Below are 15,263 nucleotides of genomic sequence, written 5' to 3' on the forward strand. Positions count from 1 at the left end.
TGCCGCTCCGCGGCGTGGGCGACCGCGCGACGAGCGCCGTCGACAGCAGGGGGCACCTCCCAGCGGTGGCTGGGGGAGCGTCTTGGCTCAGCCGCTGGCGCAGACAAGGGTGAGGAGCCGCCGTGAGGCAGCTCCCCACCCTCGGGTGATGGCGCGGCTCAGATCGTGATCAGAGCCTCCAGGGGCGCGCTGTCGAGCGCCGGGAGGAGGCGGCTACGACCATCGAGGAAGCCGAGCTCCAGCAGCACCGCGACCGCGGCGACCTCGGCGCCCGCGCGGCGGATGAGCCGCAGCGACGCCTCGGCGGTGCCGCCGGTGGCGAGCACGTCGTCGATCACCAGGACCCGGTCGCCGGGCTCCAGCGCATCGGCGTGGATCTCGATCTCCGCCGTGCCGTACTCCAGCTCGTACGCCTGGCCCAGGGTCGCTCCGGGGAGCTTGCCCGCCTTGCGCACCGGTACGAAGCCGATCCCGGCGCGCACCGCGGCCGGGGCGGCCAGGATGAAGCCGCGCGCCTCCAGGCCCACGACCTTGGTGGCGCCGTGCTTGGCACACAGCTCGGCGAGCGCGTGCGTCAGCGCGCCGAAGGCGGCCGCGTCGGCCAGCAGCGGGGTGATGTCCTTGAACATCACCCCCGGCTTCGGGTAGTCCGGCACATCCAGGATCCGGCTGAGCAGCAGGCCGCGCAGTTCCTCGCCGCCCAGGCCGCCGAGCGCGGGGTCCGTCGTAGCAGCGCTCATCGGCGCTTCCCCGACGGCCGGCCACGGCCCCGGCTGCGCGAGGCGGGCTGACGGCGCTGGCCCGCGCCCGCGGCCGCGGGGGTCGGCGGGTCGCCGTCCTCGTCGGTCGGCGGGGTGACGTCCTCCGGCGCCTGCTCGGCGTCCGAGTCGGTCTTGGCCGCGACCGAGGCGCGCTTGGCGCGCACCCGCTTGGTCAGGGCCTTCATCTGCGGGTCGCGCTCCTTCAGATCCGCCACCAGCGGGGTGGCGATGAAGATCGAGGAGTACGCACCGGCGGCGAGGCCGACGAACAGCGCCAGCGAGATGTCGTTGAGCATGCCCGCGCCGAGCGCACCGCCACCGATGAACAGCAGCGCGCCGACCGGCAGCAGCGCCACGATCGTGGTGTTGATGGAGCGCACCAGGGTCGAGTTGAGGCTGCGGTTGGCGAGCTCGCTGTAGGTGAAGCGGCTCTGCTTGGTGATGTCCTTCGACGCTTCCTTGAGACCGTCGAAGACGACGACGGTGTCGTAGAGCGAGTAACCGAGGATGGTCAGCAGACCGATCACGGTGCCCGGGGTGACCTCGAACCCGACCAGCGCGTAGACGCCGACCGTGATGGTGAGGTCGTGGATCAGCGCGATCAGGGCGGCCAGTGCCATACGCCACTCGAAGGCGATGGCCAGATAGATCACCACCAGGACCATGAAGATCGCCAGACCCTGCCAGGCCTTGCCGGCGATCTCCTTGCCCCAGCTGGGGCCGACCAGCTGTGTGTCGATCTTGCTGGTCTGGACGTTCAGCTCCTTGGCGAGCTTCTCCTGGACCGGCAGGGCCTCCTTGGTGCCCAGCTCGCTGATCTGGATCCGCAGACCGCCGCGGCCGAGCTCCTGGACGACCGCGGTGTGGCCGCCGGACGCCGACTCCGCCACATGGCGAGCGTCGGAGGCCGACACGCTGGTCTTCGGGGTGGTGAAGACCGCTCCGCCGGAGAACTCGATGCCCATGTTGAGCCCGCGCACCGCCAGGCCCACGATGGCCGTGATGGTGATCAGTATCGAGACGCCGTACCAGAGCTTCCGCTTGCCGACGAAGTCGTAGCCGACCTCGCCTCGGTAGAGCTTGGCGCCGAGAGTGCCGAGTCGCGACATCTCACGCCTCCTTCGGGTCGGCGGGGGCGGGGGCGGGGGTGCGGCGGCTGCGGCGCAGCGGCGGCTTGACGCCCAGGCGCCGCGGGTCCAGGCCGGACCACGGATGACCGCTCGCGAAGAACTTGCGCCCGGCCAGGATCGTCATCAGCGGCTTGGTGAACAGGAACACCACCACGACGTCCAGCAGCGTGGTGAGGCCCAGGGTGAAGGCGAAGCCCTGCACCTTGCCGACCGTCACGACGAAGAGCACCGCCGCCGCGAGGAAGGACACGAAGTCGGACACCAGGATGGTGCGCCGGGCTCGCGGCCAGCCGCGCTCGACGGCCGGGCGCAGCGAGCGGCCCTCGCGGATCTCGTCCCTTATGCGCTCGAAGTACACGATGAAGGAGTCGGCCGTGATACCGATCGCGACGATCGCACCACAGACGGCCGGCAGGTTCAGCGCGAAGCCGATGCCCGGGCCGAGCAGCACCATGATCGTGTACGTCAGGATGGCGGAGACCCCGAGGCTGGCCATGGCGACCAGCGCCAGGCCGCGGTAGTACACCACCAGGTAGATGACCACGAGCGCCAGGCCGATGGCGCCGGCGACCAGACCGGCCTCCAGCTGCTCACCGCCGAGCGCGGCGGAGACGGTGGTCTCGTCCGCGATGTCGAAGGACAGCGGCAGCGCGCCGTAGGACAGGACGTTGGCCAGGTCCCCGGTGTTCTGCTGGTTGAAGTCCGGACCGGAGATGGTGGCCCGGCCGCCGACGATGGACTCGTCGACCTTGGGGTCGGAGTAGACCTCGCCGTCCAGGACGATCGCGAACTGGTTCTGCGGCGGCTGCTGCGTGGCCAGCTGACCGGTCACATCGGCGAACTTCTTGCCGCCCTTGCCGGTGAAGTTCAGCTGGACGATCCAGCCCTGGCCGCTCTGGCTGTCGTAGACGGAGGAGGCGTCCTTGACGTCGGTGCCCTCCACCTTGGACGGGCCGAGGATGAACTTGCGCGAGCCGTCCCGGTCACAGGCGACGACGGAGTCGGTCGGCTTGGTGCCCGCGGCCTTCTCCCGGGCCTTGGCCCGGGCCGCCGGGGTGGAGCAGTCCAGGTCCGCGAGTTGCTTGGTCAGGTCGTCGGCGCTGGAGGAGTCGCTCTTCGGGGTCTTGGACGTCTTGGGGCTCCCCGAGGCGCTCGGGCTCTGCGAGGGGGTCGGCGTCTTGTCGGCCTTGAGCCCCTCGGAGACGGCCCGCCCCTGGCTGCTGCTCGATGCGCTCGCGCTGCTCGACGCGCTGGGGCTGTTCGAAGCGCTCGGGCTGTTGGACGCGCTCGAGCTGCCCTTGGCGGTCGGGGTGTCCGACGCCTTGCCCTTGTCGTTCTTGCCCTTGCCGGTCGCGCTCGGCGAGGGGCTGGTGGTGGGCTCGGTCTTCTTGCCGTCCGTGTAGGTCACCACGGGGCGGAAGTAGAGCTGGGCGGTGGTGCCGACCTGGGTGCGGGCCTGTTTCGCGTTCATCCCCTTGGGGATGTTCACGATGATGTGCTTGTCGCCCTGCGTCTGGACCTCGGCCTCGGACACGCCCAGACCGTTGACCCGCCGCTCGATGATGCCGACGGCGGTGTTCATGTTGTCCGCGTTGATCGCGTTGGGCTTGCCCGGCTGGTTCTTGGCCTCCAGCGTGAAGCTGGTGCCGCCCGCCAGGTCGATGCCCAGCCGTGGCGTGGTGTGACCGGAGATGAACATCCCCGCGGTGAGCGCCACGATGGCGACCAGGATCGTGACCAGGGCGCGCCCGGGCCTGCCCTGTGACCCGGAGGACCTGCGGCCCTTCTTCGGTGCTGCCACCTTCTCGTAATCTCCCTGTCCAACCGCCCGGCACCGGGTGTGCGCCGGGCGGCCACGAAGTCTTGTGGGACGAACCCCCGCCGGAGCCTAGACCGTCCGGGGACCGCGGCGCACCGAGCGGTGGTGCGCCGCGGTCCCCGGAGCGGCATTACTTGGCGTCGGAGTCGCCGTCCCGCTTGTCCTCCTTCGGCGCGTCGGCCGCGGCCGACGGCTTGCTGAGGTCGGTCTTCTTGCCCTCGTCCGCCGCATCGGCGTCGCCGTCGGCCGCCCCGGTCTCACCCTCGGCCTCGGCCTCGGTGAGCGAGGAGGCGTCGTCGGGGACGACGGGGGCGTCGTCGTCAGTGTCGTCAGGGTCGATCCCGTGCACGATCCGGTTGTACTCGGCGTCGTCGAGGACGGCACCCACCGCGTTCTTCGCGTAGAAGGCGTGCACGCCGGGAGCGACCTCGAGGAGGACCGCGTCGTCATGGACCTCCTTGACCGTGGCGTACATGCCGCCGATGGTCCGCACGCCGGTGCCGGGCCCCATCTGGTCACGCATCTGTGCGGCCTGGCGCTGCTTGTTCTTGGCCGACCGGGTCATCAGGAACATGGCCCCGATGAGCACGATGAACGGCAGGAGAGTCATATACACGGGACGGAAATTCCTTCACATGACCGCGGGGACGCGACCTGGGCTATGGGATGGTGGTCATGCCGAGCCGGACACGGACGGCATACGGACGGCATCGGCGGAGTCTAAGCGAGCCCGCGCCTATGGAACAACGCCCGGCGCGGCCGTTGGGTTCCTGACCCGGCCAGAATCGGCTATTCGCCCGCTCAGCCCTCGAAAAGTCCGGGCTGGGCACCGCCGCCGTGCTGGGGCGCGGCCAGCCCCAGGTGGGTCCAGGCCGCGGGGGTGGCCACCCGGCCCCTGGGCGTACGGGCCAGTAGCCCCTCGCGCACCAGGAAGGGCTCGGCGACCTCCTCGACCGTCTCCCGCTCCTCCCCCACCGCGACCGCCAGCGTCGACAGCCCCACCGGGCCCCCGCCGAACAGCTTGAGCAGAGCGGTCAGCACCGCGCGGTCCAGCCGGTCCAGGCCCCGGCCGTCCACGTCGTACACCTCCAGGGCGCGGGCGGCGATCTCGGCGGTGATCACGCCGTCCGCCTTGACCTGGGCATAGTCGCGCACCCGGCGCAGCAGGCGGTTGGCGATGCGCGGGGTGCCGCGGGAGCGCCCGGCGATCTCGCTCGCACCGGCGGGCTCGATATCGACGTCCAGGAGCCCGGCGGAGCGGTGGATGACGCGCTCCAGCTCGGCCGGGGCGTAGAACTCCATATGGCCGGTGAAGCCGAAGCGGTCGCGCAGCGGGGGCGGCAGCAGCCCGGCCCGGGTGGTGGCGCCGACCAGGGTGAAGGGCGGCAGCTCCAGGGGGATGGCGGTGGCGCCGGGGCCCTTGCCGACGATCACGTCGACGCGGAAGTCCTCCATCGCCATGTACAGCATCTCCTCGGCGGGCCGCGACATGCGGTGGATCTCGTCGAGGAAGAGCACCTCGCCCTCGGTGAGCGAGGACAGAATCGCGGCGAGGTCGCCGGCGTGCTGGATGGCGGGCCCGGAGGTGATCCGGATGGGGGCGCCCATCTCGGCGGCGATGATCATCGAGAGGGTGGTCTTGCCGAGGCCGGGCGCGCCGGACAGCAGCACGTGGTCGGCGGTGCCGCCACGCTGCCGGGCCGCCTTGAGGACCAGGTCGAGCTGGACGCGAACCCGCTCCTGGCCGACGAACTCCCCCAGGTCCTTCGGGCGCAGCGCGGCCTCGACCGCCTGGTCCTCGCCGTCGGCGTCGGCGCCCACCAGCCGGCCGGCGAGGGCGTCGTCGGCGGCGGCCGGTGCGGTTTCGTCCCAGTTCACGGAAGTCTCGCCTCGCGATGTCGTATCGGGCAGTGCGGCCGGGCGCACGGGGCGGTCGCCCGGCCCGGTTCGAAGGCCCTCAGCGGGCCCGGTTCAGGGTCTGGAGGGCGGCCCGCAGCAGCTGCGCCACCTGCGGGGTGCCGCCCGCGGCCACGGCGGCCTCGGCCTGCGGGGCGACGGCCCCGACCGCGTCCTCGGCCTCGCGGGGCGCGTATCCGAGGCCGACGAGGGCGGCGTGCAGCTGGTCGCCCCAGCCCGGGGCGGCGGCGGCCGCGGCGGGGCGGCCCACCGGCTCGCCGAGCCGGTCCTTGAGCTCGAGCAGCAGCCGCTGCGCGCCCTTCTTGCCGATCCCGGGGACGGCGGTCAGCGCCTTCTCGTCGCCGGTGGCCACGGCGAGCCGCAGCGCGTCGGGCGAGTGGACGGCCAGCATCGCCTGGGCGAGCCGGGGGCCGACCCCGCTGGCGGTCTGGAGCAGCTCGAAGACCTGGCGCTCGTCGTCGTCCGCGAAGCCGTAGAGGGTGAGGGAGTCCTCGCGGACCACGAGGGAGGTGGCGAGCCGGGCGGGCTGGCCGACGCGCAGCCCGGACAGCGTGTTCGGAGTGCACTGGAGGGCCATGCCGACCCCGCCGACCTCGACGACGGCGATATCCGGGCCGACGGCCGCAACCGGGCCGGAGACGAACGCGATCATGAAATACGGCCTTTCGTGGTGCGGTGGGCGGCGACGGCCTGCTGGAGCCGGTTGGTCGCGGGCGCCCGCCAGATGTGGCAGATGGCCAGCGCCAGCGCGTCGGCGGCGTCGGCGGGTTTCGGCGGGGCGTCGAGCCGCAACAGCCGGGTGACCATCGAGCCGACCTGCGCCTTGTCGGCGCGCCCGGATCCGGTGACGGCCGCCTTGACCTCGCTCGGCGTGTGCAGCACGACCGGCAGCCCCCGGCGGGCGGCGCAGAGCATCGCGACCGCGCTCGCCTGGGCGGTGCCCATGACCGTTCGCACATTGTGCTGGCTGAACACCCGCTCCACCGCCACGACTTCGGGCCGGTGGGCCTCCAGCCACTCCTCCAGGCCGCGCTCGACGAGCACCAGCCGGTCGCCGATCTGAGCGTCCGCCGGAGTCCGTATGACACCGACCCCGAGCATGCGCAGCGGCCGCCCCGCGACCCCCTCGACCACGCCGACGCCACACCGGGTCAGCCCCGGGTCCACGCCCAGCACCCGCACCGCGCCCCTCCCCATCGCCGCTTTCGATCACCTGCTCGGCAGCGTAGCGGGCGCCACTGACAACGGGCCCCACCGACAACAACGGGCCGGTGGGGTGTGTCCCCGCCGGCCCGTGCGCCGCTGGTCTCGCCTCAGGCGTCCACCTTGGCCATGACCTCGTCGGAGACGTCGAAGTTGGCGAAGACGTTCTGCACGTCGTCGCTGTCCTCCAGCGCGTCGATCAGCCTGAAGATCTTCCGCGCCGCCTCCTCCTCCAGCTCGACCTGCATGGTGGGCACGAAGTTGGCCTCGGCCGAGTCGTAGTCGATGCCCTCCTTCTGGAGCGCGGTGCGGACCGCGACCAGGTCGGTGGCCTCGCTGATCACCTCGAAGGACTCGCCGAGGTCGTTGACCTCCTCGGCGCCCGCGTCCAGCACCGCGCCCAGCACGTCGTCCTCGGTCAGCTCACCCTTGGGGACGATCACCACGCCCTTGCGGTTGAACAGGTACGACACCGACCCCGGGTCCGCCATGGATCCGCCGTTGCGCGTCATGGCAACGCGCACGTCGGAGGCGGCGCGGTTGCGGTTGTCGGTCAGGCACTCGATGAGCACCGCGACACCGTTCGGCCCGTAGCCCTCGTACATGATCGTCTCGTATTCGGCGCCACCCGCCTCGAGCCCGGCGCCGCGCTTGACCGCGCTGTCGATGTTCTTGTTCGGCACGGACTGCTTCTTCGCCTTCTGGATGGCGTCGAAGAGGGTGGGGTTGCCATCGGGGTCGGCGCCGCCCATGCGGGCAGCGACCTCGACGTTCTTGATGAGCTTGGCGAAGAGCTTGCCGCGCTTGGCGTCGATCACGGCCTTCTTGTGCTTCGTCGTAGCCCATTTAGAGTGGCCGGACATCCGCCTGTCTCCTTCGCTTAACCCAGTGCTGTACGAACGTCTGAGATCCTACCGGGACCGTGTCATCCGGCGGACCTCACGATGTCGACGAACAGCGCGTGTACCCGGTGATCGCCGGTCAGTTCGGGGTGGAACGACGTCGCGAGCACATTGCCCTGCCGCACGCCGACGGCGTGGTCCCCGTACGTGGCGAGCACCTCGACGCCCGCGCCCACGGACTCCACCCACGGCGCCCGGATGAAGACGCCTTCGACCGGGCCGCCCTCGACGCCCGCGACCTCGACCGCGGCCTCGAAGGACTCGTTCTGGCGACCGAAGGCGTTGCGGCGCACCGTCATGTCGATGCCGCCGAAGGTCTCCTGGTCGTCCCGGCCGTCGAGGATCTTGTCCGCGACCATGATCATGCCCGCGCAGGTGCCGTACACCGGCATCCCGGCCCGCACCCGCTCGCGCAGCGGCTCGAGCATCCCGAAGATGACGGCGAGCTTGGACATGGTGGTGGACTCCCCGCCGGGGATCACCAGGCCGCTGACCTCGGCGAGCTCCTCGGCCCGGCGAACCGGCCGGGCCTCGGCGCCGGCCGCGGCGAGCGCGGCGAGGTGTTCGCGGACATCGCCCTGAAGGGCGAGCACTCCGATGGACATGGAACCTCTCGGGACGGAACGGGAAAGCGGCGGACGGCCCCCGCGGGCCGTCCACCGGCAAGCGGGTCGGTGGGTACCAGCCGGTCCGCTACCAGCCGCGGTTGGCGTAGCGCTCGCCCTCGGGGAGGGTGTCGCAGTTGATGCCGACCATGGCCTCACCCAGGTTGCGGGACACCTCCGCGATGACCTTCGGGTCGTCGTAGAAAGTGGTGGCCTTGACGATCGCGGCGGCGCGCTTGGCCGGGTCGCCGGACTTGAAGATGCCGGAGCCCACGAAGACGCCCTCGGCGCCGAGCTGACGCATCAGAGCGGCGTCGGCCGGGGTGGCCACACCACCGGCGGAGAACAGCACCACCGGCAGCTTGCCGAGCTCGGCGACCTCCTTGACCAGCTCGTACGGGGCGCGCAGCTCCTTGGCCGCGGCGTACAGCTCGTGGTTGTCCAGGCCCTTGAGCCGGGCGATCTCGCCCTTGATCTGCCGCAGGTGGCGAACCGCCTCGACGACGTTGCCGGTGCCGGCCTCGCCCTTCGAACGGATCATCGCCGCACCCTCGGCGATCCGGCGCAGCGCCTCGCCCAGGTTGGTGGCGCCACAGACGAACGGCGTGGTGAAGGACCACTTGTCGCTGTGGTTGACCTCGTCGGCGGGGGTGAGGACCTCGGACTCGTCGATGTAGTCCACGCCCAGGGCCTGGAGCACCTGCGCCTCGACGAAGTGGCCGATCCGGGACTTGGCCATCACCGGGATGGAGACCGCGCTGATGATCCCGTCGATCATGTCCGGGTCGGACATCCGGGCCACGCCGCCGTCCTTGCGGATGTCGGCCGGAACGCGCTCGAGGGCCATGACCGCGACGGCGCCCGCGTCCTCAGCGATCTTCGCTTCCTCCGGCGTGACGACGTCCATGATCACGCCGCCCTTGAGCTGCTCGGCCATGCCGCGCTTGACGCGCGCGGTGCCGGTCTCGGGGGTCTGGGGCGTGCTGACGGGCGTGATGGACACGTTTGACCTCACTCGATGATGAATGGTGCGATGAGCCCATCGTAGGGCCGTTCGATAGACAAAAGCCGCCCGGGTGGTCCCCGGACAAGGGCCAATCGCGGGCCGGTGGCCTCAACCGACCTGCGCCGTCAGGGCCGCCGGAGGCTCGTCGTCCATCTCGAACGCCATCGGGAAAGGGGCATGGCCCGCGAGCCGGAACCAGCGCACCTTGCGGTGCCGGCGCAGGGCCCGCGCAGCGCGCACCGCGTCATTGTGGAACCGCCGGGCCATCGGCACCCGCCGCACCGCCTCCGTCAGCTCACCCAGCGCCGCCTCGCCCCCCGGCGCCTCCCGCACCGCCTCGGCCTGTCCACTCTCCGCGAACACCGCGCGCAGCGCCTGGCTCAGCTCGCTCTCGGCGACCTCGCGCTGCTCCTCCTCCGCCTGCCGCGCCGCGTGCGCGGCCTGGTACAGCACGATCGAGGCCGCCGGATCGAACACCCCGGCGGTGGCCAGCTCCTGCGCGACCGAGGCCCGCCGCAGCAGCTGCGCGTCGAGCGCCGCGCGCGCCGCGTCCAGCCGGCTGTGCAGCCGGTCCAGCCGCCCCGCGGTCCAGCTCAGATAGACGGCGATGACGACCAGAAGGGCCACGATCCAGATCAAAGTGGTCACGCCGGGCCACGCTACCTGCTGCCCGGCCCACCCCTGCTAGCCCCGGGCCACCCCTGCTAGCCCCGGGCCAGCCCCAGCCGGGCCCGCAGCCCCGCGCGCTCGTCCGCGGCCACCGACGCCGCCCCGTCCGCCACCGTCTCGTACACCGCCAGGATGTCCGCCCCGACCGTCTCCCAGTCGAACCGGCGCACATGGCGGCTGCCCCGCTCCCGCAGCTCCGCGCGCCGCTCCGGGTCGCCCAGCAGCCCGATCGCGGCCCGCGCCAGCGCGTCCGCGTCCTCATTGGCGAACAGCTGCCCCGCCGCTCCCCCGTCCAGCACCTGCGCGAACGCGTCCAGGTCGCTGGCCAGCACGGGCGCGCCCGCCGACATCGCCTCGACGAGGATGATGCCGAAGCTCTCCCCGCCCGTGTTCGGCGCGACGTACACATCCACGCTGCGCAGCAGCCGCGCCTTGTCCTCGTCGCTCACCATGCCCAGGAACTCCACCCGGCGGCGCATCTCCGCGGGCAGCGTGGCCACGGCCTCCTTCTCGTCGCCGCGCCCGGCGACCAGCAGCCGCGCCCCGGGCCGGGCGGCGAGGATCTCCGGCAGGGCCCGCATCAGGACCGGCAGGCCCTTCCTGGGCTCGTCGATGCGGCCCATGAAGCCGATCGTCTCCCCCTGCCACTCCTTCTTGGGCTCCGCGCCGGCGAAAAACCGCACATCGACGCCGTTGGGGATGACGACCGCGTCCCCGCCCAGGTGCTCGACCAGCGTCCGCCGCGCGTACTCGCTCACCGCGATCCGGGCGCTGATCTTCTCCAGCGCGGGCTGAAGGATCGGATACGCGGCGATCATCGCCCGGGAACGCGGGTTCGAGGTGTGAAAAGTCGCCACGATCGGGCCCTGCGCCGCCCAGCACGCGAGCAGCCCCAGCGAGGGCGAGGCGGGCTCATGGATGTGGATCACGTCGAACGCGCCGTCGTGCAGCCAGCGCCGCACCCGCGCCGCGGAGAGAAAGCCGAAGTTGAGCCGCGCGACCGAGCCGTTGTACGGCACCGGCACGGCCCGCCCGGCTGAGACGACATACGGCGGCAGCGGCGTCTCGTCGTCCGCCGGAGCCAGCACCGACACCTCGTGCCCGCGCCGGATCAGATGCTCGGCCAGGTCACGGATGTGGAACTGGACGCCACCGGGGACATCCCACGAGTACGGGCAGACGATCCCGATCCTCACCGCTCCTCCGTTCCGGAGCCGTCGCCGGCGCCGGGAGCGCCACCGGGACGGGGCCCGAGATCCGCCAGCCAGAGCCGCTGAAGCATGTGCCAGTCCTGTGGGTGGTCGGCGATCCCGGCGGCGAACACGTCGGCGAGCTCCTGCGTCATGACCGCGGCCTTCTCCGCACTGGTGCCCATCGAGGGGACCTCGATCGGCGGATGCACCCGCCCCCGCATCACCGGGGACGCGTCGTACCAGAGGGTGACCGGCAGCAGCAGCGCACCCGTCCTTGCCGCCAGTATGGCGGGCCCGGCGGGCATCTTGGCCGACTCGCCGAAGAACTTCACCTCAACTCCAGACGCCGACAGGTCCCGGTCGGCGACCAGACACACCAGCCCGCCCGCCCGCAGCCGCCGCGCCAGCGTCCCGAAGGCGCTCCCGCCGGTGTGCGGCAGCACCTCCATGCCCAGGCCCTCCCGATAGGCCACGAAGCGGTCGTACAGCGCCTCGGGCTTGAGCCGCTCCGCGACGGTGGTGAACGGCACGCCCAGCTCGGTGGTGACCCACGCCCCGGCCAGGTCCCAGTTGGCCATGTGCGGCAGCGCCAGCACCACCCCGCGGCCGCTCGCCAGACCGTCCGTGAGGTTGTGCAGGCCCTCGGGGTCGAAGCCGCCGCGGACGCGCCGCTCGCTCCAGGCCGGCAGCCGGAAGGACTCCATCCAGTAGCGCAGATACGAGCGCATCCCGGCCCGGGACAGCTCAGCCAGGCGCCGCGGGGAGGCACCGGGCACGACGCGCGCCAGATTGGCCTCCAGGCGCAGCACCCCCTTGCCGCGCCGCTTCCACACCACATCGGCGATCCGCTGCCCGAGCGCCGTCGCGACCGGTTCGGGGAGCTTCTTGACCGTGCTCCAGCCGAGCCCGTACAGCGCGTCGGTCAGCTTCTCGCTCACCGCGTCTCGCCTCCCTGGACCACCGCCCGGTCCGCCGCGTCCGCCTCGGCCGCCTCACGGCGCACCGTCACCACGCGCTGGATCAAGGTCACCGCGCTGCCGACGGCCACGATCCACAGGGCGATCGGCAGCAGCACCTCGATATGCGGCACACCGAACTTGTGCAGCCCGGAGAAACCGCAGGCCACCAGCGAGATCACCAGCCGCTCGGCGCGCTCGACCAGCCCGTTGACCTTGACCGGCAGCCCGATGCTCTCGCCCCTGGCCTTGGTGTACGAGACCACCTGACCGCTGGCCAGGCAGAAGATCGCCACCGCGCACAGCGCGTTGTCGTTCCCGCCTCCGGCATACCACAGCGCGAGACCGCCGAAGATCGCTCCGTCCGCGACCCGGTCGAGCGTGGAGTCGAGGAACGCCCCCCAACGGCTGGAGCGCCCGAGCTGGCGCGCCATATTGCCGTCGACCAGATCCGAGAAGACGAAAAGGGTGATGACGACCGTGCCCCAGAAGAACTCCCCCCGCGGGTAGAAGACCAGGGCACCCGCGACCACACCGCCCGTCCCGGCGAGGGTCACCGCGTCGGGGCTGACCCCCAGGCGGATGAGCAGGGCGGCGAACGGGGTGAGAACACGCGTGAAGAATGCACGCGCGTACTTGTTCAGCATGGCCTTCCCGGGGGGTCGAAACGGACCGGGTGGTCAACGGGCCACCGGCTGGCCCATCGTAGCCACGCCCCAAGGGGCCGCCGCGCACGCATCGGGATGCGCGGGGCCGACGCCCCGGCGACGCCCGGATGTGCGACGTATGGACGCACCATGGCCTCGGTGGAAAGCTCGAAGTATCGCGGATCTCGACCTGGAGGCGAGACATGGGCGACAAAACGAGCACGCAATCAGGGGCCGCCGGAAGGGCGGCGACGGCCGACCGGCCCAGCTCCGTACGGAACGTGGTGCTGGTCGGCCACAGCGGATGCGGAAAGACAACACTGGTGGAAGCCCTCGCGCTGGCCACCGGAGCGATCAACCGGGCGGGCAGGGTCGAGGACGGGGGATGCCTGTCCGACTACGACGAGATCGAGCACCGGCAGCAGCGCTCGGTCCAGCTCTCCCTCGTCCCCGTCGCCTGGGACGGGGTGAAGATCAACCTTCTGGATACCCCGGGGTACGCCGACTTCGTCGGGGAGCTGAGGGCCGGTCTGCGGGCAGCGGACGCGGCCCTCTTCGTCGTCTCGGCGTCCCAGGACGCCCTGGGCATCGCGGGCGCGACCCGCATGGTGTGGGACGAGTGCGCGGCCGTCGGAATGCCGCGCGCCCTGGTCATCACGCACCTGGAGGCGGCGCGCGCCTCCTTCGAGGAGATGACCGAGCTGTGCCGGGAGACCTTCGGCGGCGACGACCCCGACGCGGTGCTGCCGCTGTATCTGCCGCTGCGCGGCGAGCATGGGCCAGAGGCAGGGGCAGCCGGGCACGCCCCCGTGACCGGGCTGATCGGACTCCTCTCCCAGCGGGTGTACGACTACGCCTCGGGCGTACGGACCGACGCGGCGCCCGCGCCCGACCAGCTGCCGCTGATCGAGGAGGCCCGCAACCGGCTGATCGAGGGGATCATCGCCGAGAGCGAGGACGAGACCCTCATGGACCGCTACCTCGGCGGCGAGGAAATCGACGTCAAGACGCTCATCGGGGACCTGGAGAAGGCCGTGGCCCGCGGCTCCTTCCACCCCGTGCTGGCCGCCGCGCCCGCCCCCGAGGGCTCGAAACAGGGCCTGGGCACCACCGAACTGCTCGAACTGATCACCGGCGGCTTCCCGACCCCCCTGGAACGGGAGGCCCCCACCGTCACCACCCCGGAGGGCAAGCCCCGCCCACGGCTGGACTGCGACCCCCAGGGCCCGCTGGCCGCCGAGGTGGTCAAGACCTCCTCGGACCCGTATGTCGGCCGGATCTCCCTGGTACGGGTCTTCTCCGGGACGCTGCGCCCGGACGAGACCGTGCATGTCTCCGGCCACGGACTCACGGACCGCGGCCACGAGGACCACGACGTGGACGAGCGGGTGGGCGCCCTCACCACGCCCTTCGGCAAGGCACAGCACATGCTCAACCAAGCCATCGCGGGCGATCTGGCCTGCGTCGCCAAGCTGAACCGCGCCGAGACCGGGGACACCCTCTCCGCCAGGGACCAGCCGCTGCTGATGGAGCCCTGGGAGATGCCCGACCCGCTGCTGCCCGTCGCGATCCGGGCGCACAGCAAGGCCGACGAGGACAAGCTGTCCCAGGGGCTCGGCCGGCTGGTCGCCGAGGACCCGACGATGCGCCTCGAACAGAACCAGGACACCCACCAGGTGGTGCTGTGGTGCCTGGGCGAGGCCCATATGGACGTCGCGCTGGAGCGGCTGCGCTCCCGGTACGGCGTGCAGGTGGACGCGGTGCCGTACAAGGTGTCGCTGCGCGAGACGTTCGGCGGCCGGTCCGCCGGACGCGGGCGGCACGTCAAACAGTCGGGCGGGCACGGACAGTACGCGATCTGCGAGATCGAGGTGGAGCCGCTGCCCGAGGGCTCCGGCATCGAGTTCGTGGACAAGGTCGTCGGCGGGGCGGTGCCCCGGCAGTTCATCCCGTCCGTCGAGAAAGGCGTGCGCGCGCAGGCGGCGCGGGGCGTGGCCGCCGGCTACCCCCTGGTCGATGTGCGGGTCACCCTGCTGGACGGCAAGGCCCACTCGGTGGACTCCTCCGACGCCGCCTTCCAGACGGCCGGCGCCCTCGCGCTGCGGGAAGCCGCCGCCGACGTCCGGATCCATCTCCTGGAACCGGTCGTCGAGGTGTCGGTCCTGGTGTCCGACGAATACGTCGGCGCGGTCATGAGCGACCTGTCGGGCCGGCGCGGCCGGGTCGTGGGCACCGAACAGTCGGGCGGCGGCCAGACGCTGATCCGGGCGGAGGTCCCCGAGATCGAGATCGGCCGGTACGCCGTCGACCTGAGATCACTGTCGCACGGCACCGGGCGGTTCAGCCGCTCGTACGCCCGCCATGAACCGATGCCCGCGCAGCTGGCCGACCGGATCCAGGAACAGTCCGAGGCCTGAGGCACGTTCGCCGAGCGCCCGCCCCAACTCGCGTGGGG

Annotated in this window: 15 protein-coding genes; 1 reads left to right on the forward strand and 14 read right to left on the reverse strand. The window is 71.7% G+C overall.

Translation table 11 applies throughout. From position 1 onward, the window contains the following. Positions 1-158 precede the first annotated feature (158 nt). From ABTY62_RS11105 to pgsA, 14 genes are all read right to left on the reverse strand, one after another. Positions 159-740 (reverse strand): adenine phosphoribosyltransferase, encoded by a 582-nt coding sequence (locus ABTY62_RS11105; protein WP_352129150.1) that lies wholly within the window; start codon positions 738-740, stop codon positions 159-161. Further along, positions 737-1,870: a protein translocase subunit SecF gene (gene secF / locus ABTY62_RS11110; protein WP_352129151.1), complete on the reverse strand. Its 1,134-nt coding sequence runs from the start codon at positions 1,868-1,870 to the stop codon at positions 737-739. Before secF ends, ABTY62_RS11105 begins: the two co-directional genes overlap by 4 nt. A gap of 1 nt (position 1,871) precedes the next feature. Continuing rightward, positions 1,872-3,692 (reverse strand): protein translocase subunit SecD, encoded by a 1,821-nt coding sequence (secD, locus tag ABTY62_RS11115; RefSeq protein ID WP_352129152.1) that lies wholly within the window; start codon positions 3,690-3,692, stop codon positions 1,872-1,874. 148 nt (positions 3,693-3,840) lie between these two features. After that, entirely contained in the window at positions 3,841-4,320 is a 480-nt protein-coding gene (yajC, locus tag ABTY62_RS11120) for a preprotein translocase subunit YajC (protein WP_352129353.1), read from the reverse strand. Positions 4,321-4,511: 191 nt separating this feature from the next. Beyond that, a complete protein-coding gene (gene ruvB / locus ABTY62_RS11125) occupies positions 4,512-5,588 on the reverse strand; it encodes a Holliday junction branch migration DNA helicase RuvB (RefSeq protein ID WP_352129153.1) in 1,077 nt (358 codons plus the stop codon). Positions 5,589-5,667: 79 nt separating this feature from the next. Continuing rightward, on the reverse strand, positions 5,668-6,279 hold the full coding sequence (gene ruvA, locus ABTY62_RS11130) for a Holliday junction branch migration protein RuvA (RefSeq protein WP_352129154.1): 612 nt from the start codon (positions 6,277-6,279) through the stop codon (positions 5,668-5,670). After that, complete coding sequence (ruvC, locus tag ABTY62_RS11135) at positions 6,276-6,809, reverse strand: crossover junction endodeoxyribonuclease RuvC (RefSeq protein ID WP_311725906.1); 534 nt, start codon at positions 6,807-6,809, stop codon at positions 6,276-6,278. The genes ruvA and ruvC overlap by 4 nt, the downstream gene beginning before the upstream one ends. Before the next feature lie 131 nt (positions 6,810-6,940). Further along, a complete protein-coding gene (locus tag ABTY62_RS11140) occupies positions 6,941-7,693 on the reverse strand; it encodes a YebC/PmpR family DNA-binding transcriptional regulator (RefSeq protein WP_352129155.1) in 753 nt (250 codons plus the stop codon). A 62-nt stretch (positions 7,694-7,755) separates the two neighbouring features. Further along, positions 7,756-8,337, reverse strand: coding sequence for a pyridoxal 5'-phosphate synthase glutaminase subunit PdxT (gene pdxT, locus ABTY62_RS11145; protein ID WP_352129156.1), 582 nt, complete (start codon positions 8,335-8,337; stop codon positions 7,756-7,758). An 88-nt stretch (positions 8,338-8,425) separates the two neighbouring features. Continuing rightward, positions 8,426-9,340, reverse strand: coding sequence for a pyridoxal 5'-phosphate synthase lyase subunit PdxS (gene pdxS, locus ABTY62_RS11150; protein ID WP_352129157.1), 915 nt, complete (start codon positions 9,338-9,340; stop codon positions 8,426-8,428). Positions 9,341-9,451: 111 nt separating this feature from the next. Then, positions 9,452-9,991 (reverse strand): hypothetical protein, encoded by a 540-nt coding sequence (locus ABTY62_RS11155; RefSeq protein WP_352129158.1) that lies wholly within the window; start codon positions 9,989-9,991, stop codon positions 9,452-9,454. A gap of 56 nt (positions 9,992-10,047) precedes the next feature. Beyond that, complete coding sequence (locus ABTY62_RS11160) at positions 10,048-11,208, reverse strand: glycosyltransferase family 4 protein (protein ID WP_352129159.1); 1,161 nt, start codon at positions 11,206-11,208, stop codon at positions 10,048-10,050. Then, the gene (locus tag ABTY62_RS11165) at positions 11,205-12,143 is read right to left on the reverse strand and encodes a phosphatidylinositol mannoside acyltransferase (RefSeq protein ID WP_352129160.1); all 939 of its coding nucleotides are present in this window, start codon (positions 12,141-12,143) and stop codon (positions 11,205-11,207) included. Before ABTY62_RS11165 ends, ABTY62_RS11160 begins: the two co-directional genes overlap by 4 nt. Continuing rightward, positions 12,140-12,808 carry a phosphatidylinositol phosphate synthase gene (gene pgsA / locus ABTY62_RS11170; RefSeq protein ID WP_311725787.1) on the reverse strand — a complete coding sequence of 223 codons (669 nt, stop codon included), beginning with the start codon at positions 12,806-12,808 and terminating at the stop codon, positions 12,140-12,142. The genes ABTY62_RS11165 and pgsA overlap by 4 nt, the downstream gene beginning before the upstream one ends. A 203-nt stretch (positions 12,809-13,011) precedes the next feature. Between pgsA and ABTY62_RS11175 the strand changes: the two genes are divergently transcribed. Continuing rightward, positions 13,012-15,225 carry an elongation factor G-like protein EF-G2 gene (locus ABTY62_RS11175; protein WP_352129161.1) on the forward strand — a complete coding sequence of 738 codons (2,214 nt, stop codon included), beginning with the start codon at positions 13,012-13,014 and terminating at the stop codon, positions 15,223-15,225. The last annotated feature ends 38 nt before the right edge of the window (positions 15,226-15,263 follow it).

The organism is Streptomyces sp. NPDC097640, assembly GCF_040302705.1.
Taxonomy (GTDB): domain Bacteria; phylum Actinomycetota; class Actinomycetes; order Streptomycetales; family Streptomycetaceae; genus Streptomyces.

Bases quoted from the DNA above. Each gene is read 5' to 3' on its own strand.
- ABTY62_RS11105 (WP_352129150.1), bottom strand. From the start codon at position 740: ATGAGCGCTGCTACGACGGACCCCGCGCTCGGCGGCCTGGGCGGCGAG.
- secF (WP_352129151.1), bottom strand. From the start codon at position 1,870: ATGTCGCGACTCGGCACTCTCGGCGCCAAGCTCTACCGAGGCGAGGTC.
- yajC (WP_352129353.1), bottom strand. From the start codon at position 4,320: ATGACTCTCCTGCCGTTCATCGTGCTCATCGGGGCCATGTTCCTGATG.
- ruvA (WP_352129154.1), bottom strand. From the start codon at position 6,279: ATGATCGCGTTCGTCTCCGGCCCGGTTGCGGCCGTCGGCCCGGATATC.
- ABTY62_RS11140 (WP_352129155.1), bottom strand. From the start codon at position 7,693: ATGTCCGGCCACTCTAAATGGGCTACGACGAAGCACAAGAAGGCCGTG.
- pdxT (WP_352129156.1), bottom strand. From the start codon at position 8,337: ATGTCCATCGGAGTGCTCGCCCTTCAGGGCGATGTCCGCGAACACCTC.
- pgsA (WP_311725787.1), bottom strand. From the start codon at position 12,808: ATGCTGAACAAGTACGCGCGTGCATTCTTCACGCGTGTTCTCACCCCG.
- ABTY62_RS11175 (WP_352129161.1), top strand. From the start codon at position 13,012: ATGGGCGACAAAACGAGCACGCAATCAGGGGCCGCCGGAAGGGCGGCG.